Annotated in this window: 16 protein-coding genes; 7 read left to right on the top strand and 9 right to left on the bottom strand. The window is 72.5% G+C overall.

Features of this window, described 5'->3' with window-relative positions; translation table 11 throughout:
• Positions 1-75 precede the first annotated feature (75 nt).
• The 5 genes from IFT45_RS01310 to xseA all read right to left on the bottom strand — a co-directional run bounded on the left by IFT45_RS01310 (position 76) and on the right by xseA (position 4,408).
• The gene (locus tag IFT45_RS01310; protein ID WP_192046135.1) at positions 76-1,470 is read right to left on the bottom strand and encodes an aspartate ammonia-lyase; all 1,395 of its coding nucleotides are present in this window, start codon (positions 1,468-1,470) and stop codon (positions 76-78) included.
• 65 nt (positions 1,471-1,535) lie between these two features.
• On the bottom strand, positions 1,536-2,126 hold the full coding sequence (locus IFT45_RS01305; RefSeq protein WP_056058904.1) for a carbonic anhydrase: 591 nt from the start codon (positions 2,124-2,126) through the stop codon (positions 1,536-1,538).
• Between the two features lie 68 nt (positions 2,127-2,194).
• The gene (locus IFT45_RS01300; RefSeq protein ID WP_056056663.1) at positions 2,195-2,869 is read right to left on the bottom strand and encodes a DUF4245 domain-containing protein; all 675 of its coding nucleotides are present in this window, start codon (positions 2,867-2,869) and stop codon (positions 2,195-2,197) included.
• Positions 2,866-3,126 carry an exodeoxyribonuclease VII small subunit gene (locus IFT45_RS01295; protein WP_056056660.1) on the bottom strand — a complete coding sequence of 87 codons (261 nt, stop codon included), beginning with the start codon at positions 3,124-3,126 and terminating at the stop codon, positions 2,866-2,868. The genes IFT45_RS01300 and IFT45_RS01295 overlap by 4 nt, the downstream gene beginning before the upstream one ends.
• 1 nt (position 3,127) lies before the next feature.
• Positions 3,128-4,408 (bottom strand): exodeoxyribonuclease VII large subunit, encoded by a 1,281-nt coding sequence (gene xseA, locus IFT45_RS01290; protein ID WP_192126291.1) that lies wholly within the window; start codon positions 4,406-4,408, stop codon positions 3,128-3,130.
• A 101-nt stretch (positions 4,409-4,509) separates the two neighbouring features.
• On the opposite strand from xseA, the gene IFT45_RS01285 reads away from it, so the two are divergent.
• Both IFT45_RS01285 and IFT45_RS01280 read left to right on the top strand, forming a co-directional pair.
• Positions 4,510-5,583, top strand: coding sequence for a 4-hydroxy-3-methylbut-2-enyl diphosphate reductase (locus IFT45_RS01285; protein WP_192126290.1), 1,074 nt, complete (start codon positions 4,510-4,512; stop codon positions 5,581-5,583).
• Positions 5,580-6,188 (top strand): DUF6264 family protein, encoded by a 609-nt coding sequence (locus IFT45_RS01280; protein ID WP_192126288.1) that lies wholly within the window; start codon positions 5,580-5,582, stop codon positions 6,186-6,188. Before IFT45_RS01285 ends, IFT45_RS01280 begins: the two co-directional genes overlap by 4 nt.
• A gap of 93 nt (positions 6,189-6,281) precedes the next feature.
• Here IFT45_RS01280 and fbaA read toward each other — a convergent pair whose 3' ends face one another.
• Together fbaA and IFT45_RS01270 are read right to left on the bottom strand one after the other, a co-directional pair.
• Positions 6,282-7,310 carry a class II fructose-bisphosphate aldolase gene (fbaA, locus tag IFT45_RS01275; protein WP_056056655.1) on the bottom strand — a complete coding sequence of 343 codons (1,029 nt, stop codon included), beginning with the start codon at positions 7,308-7,310 and terminating at the stop codon, positions 6,282-6,284.
• Between the two features lie 132 nt (positions 7,311-7,442).
• The gene (locus IFT45_RS01270; protein WP_192126286.1) at positions 7,443-10,913 is read right to left on the bottom strand and encodes an SdrD B-like domain-containing protein; all 3,471 of its coding nucleotides are present in this window, start codon (positions 10,911-10,913) and stop codon (positions 7,443-7,445) included.
• 95 nt (positions 10,914-11,008) lie between these two features.
• Between IFT45_RS01270 and glpX the strand changes: the two genes are divergently transcribed.
• Positions 11,009-12,007, top strand: coding sequence for a class II fructose-bisphosphatase (gene glpX, locus IFT45_RS01265; protein WP_056056650.1), 999 nt, complete (start codon positions 11,009-11,011; stop codon positions 12,005-12,007).
• 82 nt (positions 12,008-12,089) lie between these two features.
• On the opposite strand, the gene rmuC is transcribed toward glpX, so the two are convergent.
• Together rmuC and IFT45_RS01255 are read right to left on the bottom strand one after the other, a co-directional pair.
• Positions 12,090-13,391, bottom strand: a complete 1,302-nt coding sequence (gene rmuC / locus IFT45_RS01260) for a DNA recombination protein RmuC (RefSeq protein WP_192126284.1) — start codon at positions 13,389-13,391, stop codon at positions 12,090-12,092.
• On the bottom strand, positions 13,388-13,987 hold the full coding sequence (locus IFT45_RS01255) for an exonuclease domain-containing protein (protein WP_167259848.1): 600 nt from the start codon (positions 13,985-13,987) through the stop codon (positions 13,388-13,390). The genes rmuC and IFT45_RS01255 overlap by 4 nt, the downstream gene beginning before the upstream one ends.
• A 99-nt stretch (positions 13,988-14,086) precedes the next feature.
• On the opposite strand from IFT45_RS01255, the gene ychF reads away from it, so the two are divergent.
• The 4 genes from ychF (at position 14,087) to IFT45_RS01235 (ending at position 20,273) form a co-directional block, all read left to right on the top strand.
• Positions 14,087-15,160 carry a redox-regulated ATPase YchF gene (gene ychF, locus IFT45_RS01250; RefSeq protein ID WP_056058897.1) on the top strand — a complete coding sequence of 358 codons (1,074 nt, stop codon included), beginning with the start codon at positions 14,087-14,089 and terminating at the stop codon, positions 15,158-15,160.
• A gap of 543 nt (positions 15,161-15,703) precedes the next feature.
• Positions 15,704-17,224 carry a glycosyltransferase gene (locus tag IFT45_RS01245; protein WP_197982101.1) on the top strand — a complete coding sequence of 507 codons (1,521 nt, stop codon included), beginning with the start codon at positions 15,704-15,706 and terminating at the stop codon, positions 17,222-17,224.
• Positions 17,221-19,167, top strand: a complete 1,947-nt coding sequence (locus tag IFT45_RS01240) for a right-handed parallel beta-helix repeat-containing protein (RefSeq protein WP_192126282.1) — start codon at positions 17,221-17,223, stop codon at positions 19,165-19,167. The genes IFT45_RS01245 and IFT45_RS01240 overlap by 4 nt, the downstream gene beginning before the upstream one ends.
• Positions 19,164-20,273, top strand: a complete 1,110-nt coding sequence (locus IFT45_RS01235; RefSeq protein WP_192046128.1) for a nitrous oxide reductase family maturation protein NosD — start codon at positions 19,164-19,166, stop codon at positions 20,271-20,273. The genes IFT45_RS01240 and IFT45_RS01235 overlap by 4 nt, the downstream gene beginning before the upstream one ends.
• The last annotated feature ends 37 nt before the right edge of the window (positions 20,274-20,310 follow it).

Genomic DNA, 20,310 nt, shown 5'->3' with positions numbered 1-20,310 from the left:
GCCCCGATCACCTCGGAGCGCGGCCCGGGGTGCCGACGGTGCCCGGGCCGGGCCCGTCGACGGCCGCGGGGCGAGCTAGCCCGGGTGGGTCATGCTCAGCACGTCGAGGGCGGAGTCGAGCTGCTCCTCCGTCACCTCGCCGCGCTCGACGAAGCCGAGGTCGACGACGGCCTCGCGCACGGTGAGCTTCTGCGCCACGGCGTGCTTGGCGACCTTCGCGGCGGCCTCGTAGCCGATCACGCGGTTGAGGGGCGTGACGATCGCGGGCGACGACTCCGCCAGGGCCCGGGCGTGCTCGACGTTGGCCTCGAGCCCGTCGACGGTCTTGTCGGCGAGGGCGCGCACCCCGTTCGAGAGCAGGCGGATGGACTCGAGCAGCGCCGTCCCCATCACGGGGATGGCGACGTTGAGCTCGAAGGCCCCCGAGGCGCCGGCCCAGGCGATCGTCGCGTCGTTGCCGATCACGCGCGCCGAGACCATGAGCACGGCCTCGGGGATGACCGGGTTGACCTTGCCCGGCATGATCGACGAGCCCGGCTGCAGGTCGGGGACGTGCAGCTCGCCGAGCCCGGCGTTCGGCCCGGAGCCCATCCAGCGGATGTCGTTGTTGATCTTGGTCAGGCTCACCGCGACGACGCGGAGGGCGCCCGAGGCCTCGACGAGCGCGTCGCGCGCGCCCTGGGCCTCGAAGTGGTCGAGGGCCTCGGTGACGGGCAGCCCGCTGTCGGCCGCGAGGGCGGCGATGACCCGCTGGGGGAAGCCGACGGGCGTGTTGATGCCCGTGCCGGTCGCGGTGCCGCCGAGCGGCACCTCGGCGACGCGGGGCAGCGTGGCGCGCACGCGCTCGACCCCGAGCCGGATCTGGCGGGCGTAGCCGCCGAACTCCTGGCCGAGGGTGACCGGCGTCGCGTCCATCAGGTGGGTGCGGCCCGCCTTGACGACGTCTGCCCACTCGACGGCCTTGCGCTCGAGCGACTCGGCGAGGTGCTCGAGCGAGGGCACGAGCTGCTCGAGCAGGGCGCCCGTGACGGCGACGTGCACCGAGGTCGGGAAGACGTCGTTCGACGACTGCGAGGCGTTGACGTGGTCGTTCGGGTGCACCGGGGTGCCGTCGACGGTGCCGGCCAGCGTCGCCAGGACCTCGTTCATGTTCATGTTCGACGAGGTGCCGCTGCCCGTCTGGTAGACGTCGACCGGGAACTGGTCGTGGTGCTCGCCGCCGATCACGGCGTCGGCGGCCGCGACGATCGCGTCGGCGACGGCCGGGGCGACGATGCCCATCTCGCCGTTCACGATCGCGGCCGCGCGCTTGATGCGCGCCAGCGCCACGATCTGCGCCGGCTCGAGGCCGGCCCCCGAGATCGGGAAGTTCTCGACGGCACGCTGGGTCTGGGCGCGGTACAGCGCCGATGCGGGCACCCGCACCTCTCCCATCGTGTCGTGCTCGATGCGGTACTCGGATGTGGTCACGACGTCGTGGTCCCTTCCTGTGGCCCTCGTGGGGCGCTCTCGACCCCGGCTCGCCGGGGGTGGTCTCAGAGGCGGCCGATGACGACCGAGCGGTCGACGCGGCCGTTCGCGAGGTCGTAGTTCGCCCCGACGACGGCCAGCCGCCCCTCGGCGATCGCCGTCGCGACCAGGGCCGAGCGGCCGACCAGCGTCTCGACGGAGGCCTCGATGTGCAGCTTGCCGACCGAGCGGGGGTCGAGCACGGCCCCGGGCTCGAGGTCGATCGTGGCGCGGCGCACCGAGGGCACGATCATGTCGACGAGGTCGCCGAGGAACCGCGACCCGGGAGGCGCGGTGGAGGTCATCGACTCGATGGCCGTCGCGACCGCGCCGCAGCTGTCGTGCCCCAGCACGACGATGAGCGGCACGTTGAGCACCGAGACCGCGTACTCGAGGGAGGCGATGACGGTGTCGCCGACGACCTGGCCGGCGTTCCGCACGACGAAGAGGTCGCCGAGGCCGACGTCGAAGATGATCTCGGCCGCGAGGCGCGAGTCGGCGCAGCCGAAGAGGGCGGCGACGGGCTCCTGGCCGCCGGCCAGCAGCGACCGCCGGTCGCTGTCCTGGTGGGGGTGCTCGGGGCTGTTCGCGACGAAGCGGTCGTTGCCGTCGGCCATGCGCTGCCAGGCCTGGCCGGGGGTCAGGTGCTCGGGGGCGGAGGGCGTGGCGGCGGTCTCGGGGGAGGTCACGATCGGGTGCTCGTCTCGTCGGCGATCTGCTCGGCGAGGGCGGTCGCCAGGGTCTCGAACTCGGTGTCGTCGGCCGTGCCGTGCAGCACGTACGAGCTGCGGTCGACGGTGGTCGTCAGGCTGTAGGCGTAGTTGCCGGGGTCGTCGGCGTCGCGCTGGTCGTAGACCAGCCAGTCGAGCCCGCCGATCGTCGTGGTGCCGTTCGGCACGGCCGTCTGCACGGCGGCGCTGACCCAGGTGTCGTTGGCGTCGATGCCCTGCTCGAGGGCGATGAACTGGTCGGCCGGGGTGATCAGGCCGACGTACCAGGTCGAGACGCCGTCGGCCGTGCCCGTGTCGATCTCGGCACGGTTCGACGACCAGCCGTCGGGCAGGGCGGGGGAGGCGAGCGGCACGTCGACGCTGGCCTCCGACTGCTCGGCGACGCTGCGGTAGTCGATCACCTGGCGGTTGACGGTGCCGCCGGGGCGGACGACCACGAGCACGAGGAACAGCACGATGCCGAGCGACGCGAGGATCGAGAGCGTGAGGTTCTTCGCCGTCTGGTTGGCGTAGTGCTTGCGGGTGTTCTCCGCCTTGCGCCGGGCCGTCTCGTCGGGCGTCTCGGGGCGGCCGAGCTCGGCGACGACGCGGGGCTCCTTCGGGCGTCGGCCCCTGCCCTCGCCGCTCATTCGGCGGTCACCTGGCGGCGAGCGGCCTCGAGGCGCTCGCGGGCGCCCATCAGCCACTCCTCGCAGCGGCGGGCCAGGGCCTCGCCCCTCTCCCACAGGGCCAGCGACCGCTCGAGCGTCGACCCGCCCTGCTCCAGCTCGGCGACGACGCGGACGAGCTCGTCGCGGGCCTGCTCGTAGCTCAGCGACGAGACGTCGGGAGCGGAGTCGGCGCTGGCCGCGGGGGAGTCGGAGGGGGTCGTGGTCACGGGCACCATGCTACCGAGCAGAGCTGACGGCGGGGCCCTGGCCCGCGCCGGCGGGGGAGGGCGACGGGCCTGGGGAGGAGGCGCCGGTGCTGACGGCCCCCACCGCGCCTCCCTCGAGGGTGACGACGAGCTCGACCCCGGCCGGTGCGTCGTGGGGCTCGCGCAGCACGCCGCCGCCCGGCAGCTGCACGATCGAGTAGCCGCGCCTCAGGGTGCCCTGGGGCGAGAGGGCCCGCAGCTGCGCGGTCAGCTCGGACACGCGCGTGTGGGCGCGCTCGACGGCCCGGGCGAGCAGCTCCTCGCCGCGGGCCACGGCCCGCACGACCTCGTCGGCGCGGACGTCGACGAGGGTCTGGGGCGACGCGAGCACCGGGCGGCTGCGGAGCTGCTCGAGCCGGTCGATCTCGGTCCAGACCAGGGAGGTGAGCCGCTGGCCGATGCGGGTGCGGGCCTGCTGCACGCGCTGGAGCTCCTCCGACACGTCGGGCACGACGCGCTTCGCGGCGTCGGTCGGCGTCGAGGCACGGAGGTCGGCGACGTCGTCGAGCAGCGGCCGGTCGGCCTCGTGCCCGATGGCGCTGACCACCGGCGTCGTGCACGCCGCCACGGCGCGCACCAGGCCCTCGTCGCTGAAGCCGAGCAGGTTCTGGAAGTCGCCGCCGCCCCGCGCGACGATGATCACGTCGACCTCGGGGTCGGCGTCGAGCTGCTGCACGGCCGCGGTCACCTCGCCCACCATCCGGTCGCCCTGCACCGCGGCGTGCACGACCCGGAAGGCGACCGACGGCCAGCGCAGCTGCGCGTTGCGCAGGACGTCCTTCTCGGCGTCGCTGTCGCGACCGGTCACCAGGCCGATGCACTGCGGCAGGAAGGGCAGCGGGCGCTTGCGGTCGGCGCCGAAGAGCCCCTCGGCCGTGAGCTGGCGGCGCAGCCGCTCGAGCCGTTCGAGCAGGTCGCCGAGCCCGACGTGGCGCATGTCGAACACCTGCATGGTGAGCGAGCCGCCCTTGACCCAGTAGTTCGGCTTGACCGCGGCGATGACGCGGTCGCCCTGCTTGAGGTCGGCCGGCACCCGAGACTTCACGCTCGACCAGATCGAGAACGAGATCGTGGCGTCCTGCTCGAGGTCCTTGAGCTTGCCGTAGACGTTGCCCCCCGAGACGTTCCACTGCGTGATCTCGCCCTCGACCCACGCCGTGCCGAGGCGGTCGATCCAGTCGCGCACCTTGGCGGCGAGCAGCCCCACCGGCCAGGGGGCCTCGGCGGTCGGCGGCGGGGTGACGATGGTCATGCTGCTCCCGGTGGTCGTGGGTGGTGGTCGGTGCTCGGTCGGCGGCGCGGGGCGTGCCCCGCTCCCAGTGGGTCGGCAGTCGAGCGCCTTACACTCTCCTGGTGGCCCACATCACGAACGGCGCGCTCGCCGTCGACCTCCCGACCCCCCGCGTGCCCGCCGTGCGCAACAGGCTACGGGACACCCCCGTCGCCGGACGCAAGCGCGTGCTGCTGGCCGCTCCCCGCGGCTACTGCGCCGGCGTCGACCGCGCCGTGATCGCCGTCGAGAAGGCCCTCGAGCACTACGGCTCGCCGGTCTACGTCCGCAAGCAGATCGTCCACAACGTCCACGTCGTCTCGACGCTCGAGAGCCAGGGCGCGATCTTCATCGACGAGGTCGAAGAGGTCCCCGAGGGGTCGCACGTCGTCTTCAGCGCCCACGGCGTCTCGCCGGCGGTGGTGCAGGGCGCGGCCGACCGCGGCCTGCAGGCCATCGATGCCACGTGCCCCCTCGTCACGAAGGTGCACCGCGAGGCGGTCCGCTTCGGGTCGCAGGGCCGCCACATCATCCTCATCGGCCACGCCGGCCACGAGGAGGTCGAGGGCACGATGGGCCACGCCGCCGACCGGACCACCCTCGTGCAGAACCCCGACGAGGTCGACGACCTCGTCGTCGACGACCCCGAGAACCTCGTCTGGCTGTCGCAGACGACCCTCAGCGTCGACGAGACCATGGAGACCGTGCGTCGCCTTCGCGAGCGCTTCCCCTCCATCCAGAACCCCCCGAGCGACGACATCTGCTACGCCACGCAGAACCGTCAGGTCGCCATCAAGAAGGTCTCGGTCGAGGCCGACCTCGTCATCGTCGTGGGCTCGGCCAACAGCTCGAACAGCGTGCGCCTCGTCGAGGTCGCCCTCGAGCACGGGGCCAAGGCCGCGTACCGCGTCGACTACTCGAGCGAGATCAAGCAGGAGTGGCTCGACGGCGTCGAGACCGTCGGCGTCACCTCCGGCGCCTCGGTGCCCGAGGTGCTCGTCAAGGAGGTCCTCGACGACCTGGCCGACGCGGGCTACCTCGACGTCTCCGAGGTCGTCACGGCCCACGAAGACCTCATGTTCTCGCTGCCCAAGGAGCTCCGCACCGACTCCACCGGCGCCGTCGACAGCCGGGCCCTCGGCGGACGGACCCGATGACCGACGAGTCGTCGGCTCCCCGCGACGCCCGTCCCCGCCCGCGGTACGGCGAGTACGCGCCCGAGGGCTGGGTCAGCCCCGTGGCCGACGCGGCCGCAGCGCGGGAGGCAGAGCTGGCGGCGAAGGCCGCTGAGTCGCGGGCCGTGGACGCCCGGCCGGGCGCAGCCCCGGTGACGCAGACCGCCTCGACGGCGGGCCCCGCGACTCCTGCTGCCCTGAGCACGGGGCGCCGGGTGGACCGCATCGCGACCCTCGCGCTGATCGGCCTCGCCGTCTACAACGTGGTGGGCAACGTCGTGCTGGTGCCGAACTTCTCGGCGACCCTGCTCGACCTGCTCCGGCGCAGCGGCTACGACGTCGACACGTTCACGTCGCAGGCGGGCCTGCAGACGGCGGGCGCCGTGATCGCGGTGACCTCGCTGGTCGTCTTCGTCGTGATGCTCTGGTGGTCCCTGCGCCGACTGCGCGCCGGCCGTCTCTCGTTCTTCGTGCCTCTCGCCGCGGGCGTGCTCGTGACCGCCGTGCAGGTCATCGCCGTCTTCTCGGTGGTGCTCGGCGACGCGGCCTTCGTGCAGTCGGTCATGGACGCGGGCAGCCGGCCCTGATCCCGCCGCCCCGGTCGACCCGGGGCACGCACGTGACGACGCCCCGCCGGCCTGAGCCGACGGGGCGTCGTGACGTCACGGGGGAGTCGCGGGTCAGCTCCCCGACTGGCCGAACGACCCCAGCTGCCGCGTGGCCTCGACGACTCGCGCCGCCATGGCGGACTCGGCGACCTTGCCCCAGGCGCGGGGGTCGTACTGCTTCTTGTTGCCGACCTCGCCGTCGGCCTTGATGAACCCGTCGTAGTTCTTGAGCACGGTGTCGGCGATCGACCGGCTGAAGGCGTACTGCGTGTCGGTGTCGAGGTTCATCTTGACGACGCCGTTCGAGACGGCCTCGGAGATCTCGGCGTCGGACGAGCCCGAGCCACCGTGGAAGACGAGCTCGAGGGGCTTCTCGGCGGTGCCGAAGCGCTCCTGGATGCCCTGCTGGATCTCGCCGAGCAGCTCGGGGCGGAGCTTGACGTTGCCGGGCTTGTAGACGCCGTGGACGTTGCCGAAGGTGAGGGCGGCGATGTAGCGGCCCTTCTCGCCCAGGCCGAGCGCCTCGACGACGCGGGTCACGTCGCCCACGGTCGTGTAGAGGGCGTCGTTCGTGCCCTCGTGCTGCACGCCGTCCTCCTCGCCGCCGACGACGCCGATCTCGACCTCGAGGATGGCGTTGATGGCGGCCGTGCGCTTCAGCATCTCCTCCGCGATGGAGATGTTCTCGTCGAGGGGGACGGCCGAGCCGTCCCACATGTGCGACTGGAAGAGCGGATTGCGGCCGGCCTTCACCTCCTCCTCGGAGGCGGCGATCAGCGGCAGGACGAAGCCGTCGAGGGCGTCCTTCGGGCAGTGGTCGGTGTGCAGCGCGACCGTGATCGGGTAGTTCTTGGCGACCTCGGTCGCGAACTTCGCGAAGGCGATCGCCCCGGCGGCGCGGTTCTTGACGGTGTGGCCGGCGAAGTAGTCGGCACCGCCGGTCGTCACCTGGATGATGCCGTCGCTGCCCGCCTCGGTGAGGCCCTGGAGCACCGCGTTGATCGTCTGCGACGACGACACGTTGACGGCGGGGTAAGCGAACCCCTTCTTCTTCGCTCGGTCGAGCATCTCGGCGTACTGCTCGGGGGTGGCGACGGGCATGGCTTCTCCTTCGGTGGTGCGGGTGCGGCTCTGCTCGGCCCAGCCTAGTCAGCGGGCCCGGCGTCGGCCCAGGCCCGGGAGGCGCCGGCGGAGGGTCGACACCCGGGGGTGCCGACCCTCCGCCGGGTCGCCTCAGACTGAGCTCGGCGTGCTGTCGTCCCGCTCCGCGCAGCGTCGACGGGCGAGGAGGACGACGCCCCCGGCGGCGAGGGCGAGCAGGGCGGCCAGCGCCGTCAGGCCGAGCACGAGGGGTGCTCCGGTGAACGCCAGGACGGCGGGTCGGGGCTCCTGCGCCCCGGCCGTCAGGTGCTCCTCCGGGTCGGCCCCGGGGGAGGTCGAGGCGCCGCCCTCGTCGGTCGGCGGGTCGACCACGGGCGGGTCGACCACGGGGGGCTCGACGACCGGGGGCTCCACGACGGGCGGCTCGACCGGGTCGGCCAGCGCCCCCGCGTCGACGTGGTCGTGTCGCGAGACGCCCGTGAGCGCACCGCTGGCGTCGAGCACGCGGCTCACCGTCACCACGGCCCGCCCGTCGGCGTCGACGTCGGAGTCGCGCTCGGGGTCGTCGCCGGCCCGGAGGGTCGTCCACCCGCCGGGCACCGCGCCCACGTCGACGCGGTAGTCGCCGGGGCGCAGGCCGGTCGTCGACCAGCGACCGAGCGCGTCGGTCTCGACGGCCCGCGAGACGAGGTCGCCGCGGTCGTCCCTGCCGGTGACCAGCACCGGGTGGCCGGGCCGACCCGGCTCGTCGTCGCCGCGGACGCCGTCCGCGTCGACGTCCGTCCAGACGCGGTGGCCGAGCGTGCCCGCGGCGACCCGGGTGCTGGCCCGGTTCGAGGTCGTGGCCCAGTCGATGCCGGCGACCCGGAGGGCGAAGGTCGACGCCCAGACGTCGGAGTCGGCGGAGTCGTCGGCTCCGGTCAGGACGAGCTCGTGCTCCACCGAGCCGCCGCGTTCGACGGGGCCGTCACGGTGCACGCGCACGGCCGTGACGTCGTCGAGCCCCGTGGGGCAGCCGGCCCGGCCGAGCTCCGCCTCGAGGCACCAGGTGGTGGCGCCTCCCGGCTGGTTCGACCCGTGGGCGGGGTCGGTGTGGACGTCGGCCGAGGGGGCGCCGGTGTAGCTCACGGTCTCGGTGTCGCCGTCCGCCGCCACCGGGGCGACGAGCCGAGGCTGCGTCGCTGCGGTGGTGGTGCCGTCGCCGGGGTGGGGCAGCGTGCTGATCAACGAGCTCGAGGGCAGCGCCTCGGAGCCGACGTTGCGGTACGAGAGCGTGAAGACCACCTCGTCGCCGACGACGTGCACCGGGTGGTCGACGGTCTCCTCCGTGTCGAAGCCGCTGCCGGCGAGCACCTGGAGGGCCCGGTCGGAGGTGCGGAAGGACGGCGCCGACACGTCACGGCTCGACTCGATCGTCGCGCGGTTCAGGGCCTCGACCCCCGCGCGCGTGCTCGTGAAGCGAGCGTCGAACACGAGGGGCGCGATCGTCGCGTTGACCTCCACCGGGTCGAAGCGCCAGGTCAGCCGCTGGCGGGCCTCGCCGTCGATCTCGACCTCGTCGACCACCGGCTCCGGCGAGCTCGACCCGGGGACGAACTCGGCGCCGGCGGGGAGGACGTCCCGCACCGTCACCACCTCGGCCACCCGGTCGTCGCTGGCGTTCGTCACCGACGGGTACAGGGCGTAGCGGACCGTGCCGCCCGCCGTGACGAAGGCGCTCTGGTCGGGGGTGTCGCCGGCGTCGTGGCCGGGGTCGACGACCGCGCTCGTGATGCGGGCGGTGTTGCTGGTCGTCGTGAGGAAGTCCGACCACGGCCCGTTCGCGCTCTCCGCGTCGGCACGGTCGTGGGTCCACTCGCCGTCGGTCGACGTGCGCATGCTGGAGAAGGTCCGCACGCGGGTGTCGTTCTCGAGCCGCGGGGCGACCGTCAGGTGCACGTTGAAGCCGATGGTCGTCGTGGCCGGGTGGTCGTACGACCAGCGGACGGCGCCGACGGCCGCCGCGCCGCCCTCGACGTCGAGCGGGTCGGCGTGCCACTCCAGGTCGTCGTCGTCGCAGGTCGCGCTGCGGGCCGCCTCCTGGTCGCCGCCGGCGAAGGCCGCGAACTCCGGCCGGCCGGTCGTGCCCACGCTGTTGCTGGCCGCCCACGACCCCGGGGCGTTCTCGCGCAGCGTCTGCACGGTGTTGTCGAAGACGGAGCAGACGACCGTGTCGCCCCACGGGCCCACGCCGCGGTTGTTGAGGCTCGTGCTGCTGAGGATCGACTGGGCGGGGGTGACGTAGGGGAGGTCGTTCTTGCCCGACAACGGGAACGACGCGGAGCGCTCGGCGTCCCAGCCGTAGTAGCGGGTCACGCCCCCGACGCCGGCGTTCTGGCTGACGTTCCGGTCGACGGAGTTGTCGTGGTCGGGCTCGGGCTCACCGTCGTAGTTGGCCCGACCGCTGATGGAGGTCGCGGCGACGTCGCGGTAGGTGTTGCGGGCCGTGAAGGACTGGCCGAGCGGCGGGGCCGGGACCCAGAGGCTGACGTAGGCCGAGACGACGTAGGGCACGACGCCGCCGGCGATCTGCCCGCCCGACACGCTGCGGGTCGGCACCGAGGCGAGGCTCGTGTCGGTGCCCCTGACGGTGATCGAGACGGGTTCGCCCGGGGCGGCCTGCTCGCAGGTCACGGTGCCGGAGTCGACGACCGCCCGTTCTCCGCCGCCGACGCCGCCCGGCGCGGCGGCGATCTGGCCGGTGTTCACACCGCAGGCCGGGGCGCCGTCGACCGAGTGGAGCACGGCGGGGCTCGGCGACGAGCCGTACATGCGCGACACGTCGTCGACGAGCGTGATGCCGTCGGCGAGCTGCTCGTAGCCCAGCAGTCCGCCGCCCTCGACGAGCGACTCCCAGTGCACCTGCAGCGGGTAGACGATCGAGAAGCCGGGCGTCGTGCCGTCGGCGCCGAGCGACGGCGAGAACGCCGGCACGGTGCGCGACATCGACACGTCGAAGCGCGGGGCGGCGGAGACGGTGACGGCGGGCGCCGTGACCTCGACCGGCTCCAGCCCGACGGCGTGGGCCTCGACCCCGGCCTCGAGCACGGCCGCGTGCGGCAGCGCCGTCGAGACCGACGCAACGGCGCTGACCGTCCGGGCACCGCCGGTCAGCGTGCCGAGCTCGCAGCTCAGCACGTCGCCGACGACGGCCGAGCCGGCCGAGCACTCGTCGGGGACCCCGGCCCAGCTGGTGCCCTCGGCGGCCGTGAGGCGCACCCCGCCCGTGGCTGACCCCTCCGAGGTGCCGACGGTGACGGCGTAGACGACGGCGTCGGCCGTGCGGACCACGCCGTTGCGCGGACCGCTGTCGCCGCCGGGCCGGTCGTCGTCGCTGAAGCGCCCGAGGCCGTCCGACGAGACCGCCACGCTGAGCCGGAGCCCGTCGGCGGAGACCTCGGAGCGCTCGCTCGGCAGGGCCGTCGTGGACGGCCCCCCGGGCTCGGGGGGAGGCGGTGAGGAGGCGCGGGCGGGGACCGCGGGGACGGTGGCCGCCGCGATCAGCGCAGCGGCGACGGCGGCTGCCGTCACCCCGCGGGTGAGGGGAGAGGAGAGAGGGGTCAAGGGAGGCCTTCCGGTCGGGCATGCATGCCTCATGCCGGGTGAGAACATATCGCATGACAGCCGTGAGGGGAAGGCGTGGCGAGTATACTCGAGGAATGGCTGATTCGTCCTCCGGGAACCTCTACTCGCACCCTGACCGCAACCTCGGCATGGAGCTGGTGAGGGCCACCGAGGCGGCGGCGATCCGCTCCGCCCCCTTCATCGGCAAGGGCGACAAGAACGCCGCCGACGGCGCCGCGGTCGACGCGATGCGCAAGTTCCTCGGCACCGTCGCCTTCGACGGCGTCGTCGTCATCGGCGAGGGCGAGAAAGACGAAGCCCCGATGCTCTTCAACGGCGAGCACGTCGGCAACGGCTTCGGCCCCGCCTGCGACATCGCGGTCGACCCGATCGACGGCACGAGCCTCACCGCCGCCGGCCGCATGAACGCCCTCTCGGTGATCGCGGTCAGCGACCGTGGCAGCATGTTCGACCCCAGCGCCGTGTTCTACATGGACAAGATCGTCACCGGCCCGGAGGGCATCGGCGTGATCGACCTCGACCGCCCGATCGGCGACAACATCCGTGCCCTGGCCGAGGCCAAGGGCCTCGCCGTGGAGGACGTCCAGGTGGCCGTCCTCGACCGCCCGCGCCACGCGGACCTCATCCAGCAGATCCACGCCGCCGGCGCCGGCACGCGCCTGCTGCTCGACGGCGACGTGGCCGGCGGCATCAACGCGGCCCGCCCCGACTCGCGCATCGACATGTGCGTCGGCATCGGCGGCACCCCCGAGGGCATCATCACGGCGTGCGCCGTGAAGGCGCTCGGCGGCCTCATCCTCACCCGCCTCGCCCCGAAGGACGACGCGGAGCGCCAGAAGGCCATCGACGCCGGTCACGACCTCACGCGCGTGCTCGACCAGGACGACCTGGTCAAGGGCGACAACGCCTACTTCGTCGCCACGGGCGTCACCGACGGCGCGCTCGTCGCGGGCGTCAAGCGCAAGCAGGGCATGATCCGCACCTCGAGCATCGTGCTCCGCTCGCACTCCGGCACGATCCGTCGCGTCGAGGCCGACCACCTGGTCTCGAAGTGGTACGGCGAGAACGCCTAGTCACCGAGTGACAGACGGAGGGGCCGGGGCGACGTGTTCGCCCCGGCCCCTCCGTCTGCCCCGCGCCGCCGCTCGCGGGGGATCAGAGGCTGTCGTGCTGGTGCTCGTCCTGGCGCTGCCCGTCGCGCTGCTCGGCCTCGTCGAGCGCCGCCGTCAGCTCGGGCGCGGTGAGGTCGCGGGGCACCTCCTCGACAACTGCGGGGGCCGCCAGCACCGTCGACTCGTCGAGCACGCTGAGGCGCCGGGCCGACGGCAGGACGGTGCGCTCGAGCGACCCCACGAAGCGGTTGTAGTCGACGACCGACCCGCGCAGGGACCGGCCGAGCTTGTCGACGTGGCCGGCCATCGTGGCGAGGCGGCCGTGCAGCTCCCGGCTGAGGTCGAAGAGGGCCTTCGCCTCCGTGGTCACGACGTCTTGCTGCCAGCTGAAGGCCACCGTCTTGAGCACCGACCACAGCGTGACGGGTGAGGCGAGCGCGACCCGCTTCTGGAAGGCGTAGTCCATCAGGGCGGGGTCGGCCTCGAGGGCCGACGACACGAGCGACTCGCTGGGGATGAAGGCGATGACCAGCTCGGGGGAGGAGTCGAGCCCCGCCCAGTAGGTCTTCGCCGAGAGGGCGTCGACGTGCGCCCGGAGGGCCTTCACGTGCTGCTTGACGAGCAGGTCGCGGCGGGCCGCCTCCTCGCCGGAGGCGGTGGCCGGGATGGTGCTCGCCTCGAGGTAGGCGGAGAAGGGCACCTTGGCGTCGACGGCGATGGACTTGCCGCCGGGCAGGTGCACCACCATGTCGGGGCGGCCCTGACCGGCGTCCGAGCTGATGCTCGACTGCAGGTCGAAGTCGACCCGCTCGATCAGGCCGGCCGCCTGCACCACGTTGCGCAGCTGGGTCTCGCCCCAGACGCCTCGGGTGCTGTTGGAGCGCAGGGCGCTGGCCAGCGACTCCGCCGTGCTCCGGAGTCGCTCCTCCGACTCGACGGCGCTGCGCAGCTGCTCGCTCAGGGTGCCGTACTGGTGCGCCCGCTGCTCTTCGAGCTCGGCGACCTTGGCCTGGACGGCCGCGAGGCTCTGCGCGACCGGGCTGAGCGCGGTCATGACCTGGCCCTCGGAGCGGGTGCGCTCGGCCTCGGCGATGCGGACGTCTCGCAGGCGGTCCTGGAACTCACGGAGGCGCGCCTCCTGGTCGGCGGACTGGCGGCGGTGCAGTTCGTCGAGGTCGGCGAGGCGCTCGCGGTGCCCCTCGACGGTGGCGCGGGCGCCGGCGAGGTCGGCCGAGAGACGGGCCGTCGACTCGACCGACCGTGCCCGTGTCGCCAGCACGCCCAGCACGACGCCGACGGCGAGGGAGAGGACGACGAGGGCCACGACGGCGATCGGTGAGGTCATGCCCGCAGTGTCGCAGCAGCCCCCGACAGCGGTGTGAGGCGCTTCATGGTCACGCGCGAGGCCTCGGCGAGCTGCCGGAGGTCGTCGGCGCCGTGCACCGCGGCCGCGTGGGTCACGATGGCCGCGCAGGCCTCGGCGTCGGCGAGGGCGTCGTGGTGCGAGAAGCCCGTGAAGCCCGCGGCGGCGGCCGCCATCGGGAGCCGGTAGGAGTCGAGGGCGTACGTCTTGCGCGCCACCTGGAGGCTGCAGAGGTAGGCCCAGTCGGGCGGGTGGATGCCCGTGGCGTGGCAGGCGGCGCGGATGACGCCCATGTCGAACCCGGCGTTGTGGGCGACGAAGACGTCGATGCCGGCGAAGTCGGCGATGAGGTCGAACTGCTCCTCCCACTCGAAGGCGCCGATGACGTCGTCGGCGACGATCCCGTGGATGCGGGTGTTCCACTCGAGGAAGGCGTCGTGGCCGGCGGGCGGCTTGATCAGCCAGCCGACCTTGTCGACGACGACGCCGTCGCGCACCTTGACGAGGCCGACGGAACAGGCCGACGCGCTGCTCGCGTTGGCGGTCTCGAAGTCGATCGCGGTGAAGTCGATGGGCACCGGGCCATGCTCTCACGCACCCCCGACGTCGCCGGCCCGGCCCGCGCCTCCCCGGCTCCGGGCGGTGCGTCGGGCCCCGCGCCGGTACGATGGCTGACCGTGGCTCTCACTATCGCGATCGTCGGACTGCCCAACGTCGGCAAGTCCACCCTGTTCAACGCCCTGACCAAGAACCAGGTGCTGGCGGCGAACTACCCGTTCGCGACCATCGAGCCGAACGTCGGCATCGTCAACCTGCCCGACCCGCGCCTCCGGGTGCTCGCCGACATCTTCGGCAGCGAGAAGACGCTGCCCGCGCCGGTGTCGTTCGTCGACATCGCCGGCATCGTGAAGGGCGCGAGCGAGGGCGAGGGGCTCGGCAACAAGTTCCTCGCCAACATCCGCGAGGCCGACGCCATCGCCGAGGTCGTGCGCGGCTTCGTCGACGAGGACGTCGTGCACGTCGACGGCCGGGTCGACCCCGAGGGCGACATGGGCACGATCAACACCGAGCTGATCCTCGCCGACCTCGAGACCGTCGAGAAGGCGATCGTGCGCTACGAGAAGGAGCTCCGCCTCAAGCGCGTCGAGCCGGTCACGCACGAGACCGCCGTCGCCGCCCGCGACGCCCTGCAGCGCGGCGAGGCCCTGTCGGCGTCGGGCATCGACCTCGAGCCGATCCGCGAGCTCGGGCTGCTCACCGCGAAGCCCTTCATCTACGTCTTCAACGTCGACGAGTCGATCCTGACCGACGACGCCAAGAAGGCCGAGCTGGCCGCCCTCGTCGCGCCGGCCGAGGCCGTCTTCCTCGACGCCAAGATCGAGTCCGAGCTGATCGACCTCGACCCGGACGACGCGGCCGAGCTGCTCGCGTCGACCGGCCAGGAGGAGTCGGGCCTCGACCAGCTGGCCCGCATCGGCTTCGAGACCCTCGGCCTGCAGACCTACCTCACGGCAGGCCCGAAGGAGACCCGCGCCTGGACCATCGGCAAGGGCTGGAAGGCCCCGCAGGCGGCCGGCGTGATCCACACCGACTTCGAGAAGGGCTTCATCAAGGCCGAGGTCATCTCGTTCGAGGACCTCGTCGAGACCGGCTCCATCGCGGAGGCGCGCTCGGCCGGCAAGGCCCGCATCGAGGGCAAGGAGTACGTCATGCAGGACGGCGACGTGGTGGAGTTCCGCTTCAACAACTAGGCACCCGGATGGGTCGGAGCCCGGCGTCGGGCCTCTCTGAGGCGACCGCCCGCGGCTGACGAGGGCCGATCCGGGAGCTGGACCGGGGGACGACCGCCGGGGTACACGCCGCTCCCGATCGACGGCCCGTGGGGGACCGGATCCGTACCCCGCCGTGCCCCCCATCCGGCCGATACTCCCGGGTATCCTCCCCTCACGTGAGGGTCGTGTACCCCGAAGGGGGAGGGATCACCCGTTCGGGGGTCGCGGGTCATCCGCGGATGGTTCGCGGCCCGGCTCACAGCACAGTCTTGACGTGGTCACAGCGCTGTCCCTACTTTGAGCACCAGACGCCGGTACCCCAGCGTCGAGGCCCGAACCTCGACGCTCCGTGCGGGGGGAGCCCGAACTCCCTCCGATCCCGACACGGTCACCACACGCACCTCGCGAGAGGTCGTTCACCGGTCGGCGGCCCCTCCCGGGGGTCGCCGACCGCGGCACGCCTCATCGAGGCTGTCGGCCACCGGTGCGCCTACCCGAACCCCGATCGAGGACCCGCCACCCATGCGCCTTGGCACAGCTCTGTCGACCGACTTCCAGATCGCCCTGAACTGGCAGTCCGTCGTCGACGTCTTCACCACCGTCCAGCCCTACTTCCCCATCGCCATCGCCGGCACGATCGTCTGGCTGCTCTGGCTCTACCGGGTCATCCTGTCGGCCCGCGCGAAGCCGATCGAGAGCGACTTCCGCTCGACGACCTCGCTCGTCGTGCCGTCGTACCACGAGGACCCCGACATCCTGATGCGCTGCCTCCAGACGTGGCGCGAGCAGGGGCCGGACGAGATCATCATCGTCCTCGACCTGATCGACACCGAGGCGTACGACCGCATCATCGCCCTCGGCGACCCGCGCGTGACCCCGGTGCTCTTCCACCACGTCGGCAAGCGATCGGCGCTCGGCGCCGGCATCCGCCGGGCCCAGGGCGAGATCCTCTTCCTCACCGACTCCGACACGTCGTGGACGCCGGGCCTGCTCGAGAACGCGCAGAAGCCGTTCGCCGACCCGCTCGTGGGCGGCGTCAGCACGCAGCAGAACGTGTACCAGCGCCGCACGAGCGTGTGGAGGCGCGTGGCCGACTGGCTGGTCAACCTGCGGTACTACAACTACGTGCCCGCCATGGGCGCCGCCGGCGCCGTCGCGATCATCTCCGGCCGCACCGCCGTCTACCGCCGCTCCGCCGTGATGCCCGTGCTCGAGAACCTCGAGAACGAGTTCTTCCTCGGCCGCCGCTGCATCTCGGGCGACGACGGGCGCCTCACCTGGCTCGTCCTCGCCAGCGGCTACAAGACCGTGCACCAGTCGTCGGCCAAGGCCCTGTCGATGTTCCCCGACACGTTCAGCGCCTTCGTCAAGCAGCGCGTCCGCTGGAGCCGCAACTCGTACCGCACCTACTTCACGGCGATCGCGAAGGGCTGGCTCTGGAAGGTGCCCTTCGTCACCAAGGTGACGGTCATGCAGATCATCCTGACGCCCGTCACCATGGGCCTCACTGTCGGCTACCTCGCCTTCAGTCGCATCGACGGCACCGCGCTCGGCATCGGCGCGACGCTCGCCTGGGTGCTGCTCAGCCGCGGCGTGCGGGGGTTCTCGCACCTGAAGCGCAACCCCGGTGACATCTTCATCCTCCCCGTCGTCGCCTTCGTGGTCATCTTCATCTCGCTGCCGATCAAGGTCTTCGCTCTGATCACGATGAACAAGCAGGGCTGGCTGACCCGCCACGCCGACCGCATCGGCGGCGACGGCCAGACCGCGTCGTCGCTCGTCAGCGAGGCGGCCTACGCCGCCGGCCCGGCCGACGAGGGAGTCCCGGCCGACGAGGGAGTCCCGGCCGACGAGGCCGTCACCCCGGCCGGCCGCCACGGCGCGCTGCCGCCCGCCCCGGTCTCGCCGCCGGTCGGCGTGCCCGTCGCGGCGTCGACCGCGGACGTCCAGCCGGCCACGGCGCAGCCCGTCCCCGCGCAGCACGTCCCCGCCCAGCCCGTCGCCGCCCAGACCGCTCCCGTCGCCCAGGAGGTGACCGCATGACCGTCCTCCGCCGCCGCACCGTGCTGAGCTGCGCCTCCGCCGTCCTCGTCACCGCCGTCGTGGCGGGCGGCATCGCCCTCACCGGGGCGGGCACCGCCTCCGCCGCGTCGCCCGAGCCGAGCTCGTCGAGCTCGTCCGAGCCGACCTCCGAGCGCCTGGACGCCAGCGGCGTCGAGTCGTACGAGGGCGACCCGGAGGCGGAGGCGCAGGTCTCCGCCACCGAGGACCGCCGCCTCATCGAGGTGCGGGCCATCGCGAACGCCGCCGACTGGAGCGGCGTCGCGCACTACAAGCCGTACCGCCTCGCCACCGGCAACCTCTACACGCTGGTGCTCGTCGCCCGTGACGCGCCGTACACGCTCAGCGACCTGGAGGAGCTGGCGCCCCGCACCTTCCGCCGCGAGCCCGACGGCAGCTGGCTCCTCAGCGAGAACATCGTCGTCGAGGACGGCGCCACGCTCGACCTCAGCGACAAGGACGGCCTGACGCTGCACCTCCAGTCGAACTCGGAGGCGTTCACGTCGATCGTCACCCTCGGCGGCTCCCTCGTCGTGGCCGGCACCTACGACGAGCCCACGCGCATCAGCAGCTGGGACCCGGACGCCGGGGCCGTCGACACCGACACCTCCGACGGCCGCGCCTACATCCGCGTCGTCGGCGGCCGCGCCGAGCTCAGCAAGGCGTTCTTCACCGACCTCGGCTTCTGGAGCGGCATGACGGGCGGCGTCTCGATGACGGGCACCGACATCCCCGACAAGGGCACCGACACCCTGGCCCGCAAGGGCACCAACGCCAGCGCGAGCGACGAGGCGGCCGCCGCGGCCGCCGCGGAGGAGGACGCCAGCACGGAGGTCTTCGGCACCGAGCTGCTGCCGACCGACGAGGCCAGCGTGCTCGACATGGACCCCGACCTCAGCGGCTACAGCTACGTCTCGGCCATGGTCCGCGACGTCACCTTCGACGGCAACGCCTTCGGGCTGTTCGTCACCAGCGCCGACGGCGTCGTGGTCCGCGACAGTGCCATCAAGGACAGCCTCGTCGACGGCATGGTCTTCCACCGCAACGTGTCGAACAGCGAGGTCGAGAACACCACCTCGACCGGGAACGCGCTCGACGGGTTCGACGTGAACCGCGCCTCCTCGGGCATCGTTCTCGAACGCCTCACGGCGACCGGCAACGGCCACAACGGCATCACCATGAACGGCCGCGCCCTCGCCGAGGGCCCGAGCGCGACGGGCATGCCCACCGGCGTCTACGGCAACAACTCGCTGTCGAACAGCAAGTCGAGCGACAACGCCCGCTACGGCGTCGAGGTCATCGGCGGCACCGACATCGAGGTCGACGGCAACACGCTGACGGGCAACGAGGTCGGCATCGTCGTGGGCCAGGGCGCCGAGAAGGTCGCCCTGACCGACAACACCATCGAGGAGTCGGCGCTGCAGGGCATCGCGCTCCGCGACGCCGGCACCGGCGGCACGATCAAGGGCAACACGATCTCCGGCGGCGACATCGGCATCTACCTCCGCGACGCCGGCGCGACGATCTCGCGCAACACCGTCGAGGACGTCGGCAACCACGCCATCACCCTCATCGGCGACACCGGCCGGTCGAGCATCAGCGACAACGTCGTGTCGGGCCGCGGCCCGAGCGCCATCGACACCGCCCGCACCGAGGGCGCCGTCCGTGCCGACAACGACGACAGCGACTGGCGCAGCACCAAGCCGCTCAGCGTGATCCTGCGGTCGATCTTCCAGCCGCTGACCATCATGTGGCTGAGCCTCGGCCTCATCCTGCTCGTCACGGCAATCACCAGCGTCGGCCGCAACCGCCGCGGGTTCGTCCACCCCTACGCGAACCTCGCGCCGCTGTCGACCTTCACCCGCGGGGAGGCCTCGCGCGACGAGGTCGGCCCGCCCTCCACCCCTCGAGGAAGCACCGCATGATCGACCTGTTCCGCAAGCACCCCGCCCTGACCGCGACCGGCCTCGTGCTGGCCGGCGTGATCGTGGGAGGAGTCGCGGTGACGGCGATCGGCGTCGGTCGTGACGACGAGGGAGGCGCGTCACGGGCTCCGTCCGCCGGCGCCACCTCGGCGCCCCTCGAGGAGGCGTCGCCCACCCCGAGCGCCACCCGCGCCCCGGCCGCTCCGGCCACGGCGAGCGACGTCTGCCAGGACGCGACCGTCTCGGTCGCCTCGGCGGACGAGCTCACCTCGGCCCTCACCGACGCCGCCCCCGGCGACGTGATCCAGCTGGAGCCGGGCACCTACGTCGGCAACTTCGTCGCGTCGGAGTCGGGCACGGCCGACCAGCCGATCGCCCTCTGCGGCTCGGCCGACGCCGTGCTCGACGGCGACGACGTCGAGAAGGGCTACGTGATGCACCTCGACGGCGCCGAGTACTGGCACCTCGAGGGGTTCACGATCACGAACGGCCAGAAGGGCCTGATGGCCGACGGCACCGTGGGCAGCACGATCACCGGCCTCACCGTGAACCACATCGGCGACGAGGCCGTCCACCTCCGCGACGGCAGCACCGACAACGTCGTGTCGTCGAACACGATCAGCGACACCGGCAACCGCAAGGAGAAGTTCGGCGAGGGCATCTACATCGGCTCCTCGAAGAACAACTGGGGCGAGATCACCGGCGGCGACCCCGACACCTCCGACCGCAACGTCATCGAGGGCAACACCATCTCCGACACGACGGCCGAGAACATCGACATCAAGGAGGGGACCACGGGCGGCGTCGTCCGCGGCAACAGCTTCGACGGCGCCTCGCTGACCGAGGGCGACTCCTGGGTCGACGTCAAGGGCAACGGCTGGACCATCGAGGGCAACACCGGCACCGCGTCGTCGATGGACGGCTTCCAGACCCACGAGCTCCTCGAGGGCTGGGGCACCGACAACGTCTTCAGCGGCAACACGGCTGCGGTCGACGGGCCCGGCTTCGGCTTCTCGCTCACCCCCGAGCTCGGCAACCGCGTGATGTGCGACAACACCGTCTCCGGCGCCGGCGAGGGCGACTGGAACGTGGAGTGCGCGCGCTGACCCTGCCCGCGCCTCCGGGGCCCCGGCCCCTCCCCGC

The organism is Frigoribacterium sp. CFBP 13707, assembly GCF_014842245.1.
Lineage (GTDB): Bacteria > Actinomycetota > Actinomycetes > Actinomycetales > Microbacteriaceae > Frigoribacterium > Frigoribacterium endophyticum.
The sequence above is the reverse complement of the archived record's forward strand: the minus strand, read 5'-3'. Positions and strand labels throughout refer to the sequence as shown.

Excerpts from the sequence above, each read along its gene's own strand:
- IFT45_RS01280 (WP_192126288.1), top strand. The coding sequence starts at position 5,580 with ATGACCGACGAGTCGTCGGCTCCCCGCGACGCCCGTCCCCGCCCGCGG.
- xseA (WP_192126291.1), bottom strand. The coding sequence starts at position 4,408 with ATGACCATCGTCACCCCGCCGCCGACCGCCGAGGCCCCCTGGCCGGTG.
- IFT45_RS01245 (WP_197982101.1), top strand. The coding sequence starts at position 15,704 with ATGCGCCTTGGCACAGCTCTGTCGACCGACTTCCAGATCGCCCTGAAC.
- fbaA (WP_056056655.1), bottom strand. The coding sequence starts at position 7,310 with ATGCCCGTCGCCACCCCCGAGCAGTACGCCGAGATGCTCGACCGAGCG.
- glpX (WP_056056650.1), top strand. The coding sequence starts at position 11,009 with ATGGCTGATTCGTCCTCCGGGAACCTCTACTCGCACCCTGACCGCAAC.
- IFT45_RS01235 (WP_192046128.1), top strand. The coding sequence starts at position 19,164 with ATGATCGACCTGTTCCGCAAGCACCCCGCCCTGACCGCGACCGGCCTC.
- IFT45_RS01295 (WP_056056660.1), bottom strand. The coding sequence starts at position 3,126 with ATGGTGCCCGTGACCACGACCCCCTCCGACTCCCCCGCGGCCAGCGCC.
- rmuC (WP_192126284.1), bottom strand. The coding sequence starts at position 13,391 with ATGACCTCACCGATCGCCGTCGTGGCCCTCGTCGTCCTCTCCCTCGCC.
- IFT45_RS01305 (WP_056058904.1), bottom strand. The coding sequence starts at position 2,126 with ATGGCCGACGGCAACGACCGCTTCGTCGCGAACAGCCCCGAGCACCCC.
- IFT45_RS01300 (WP_056056663.1), bottom strand. The coding sequence starts at position 2,869 with ATGAGCGGCGAGGGCAGGGGCCGACGCCCGAAGGAGCCCCGCGTCGTC.
- IFT45_RS01240 (WP_192126282.1), top strand. The coding sequence starts at position 17,221 with ATGACCGTCCTCCGCCGCCGCACCGTGCTGAGCTGCGCCTCCGCCGTC.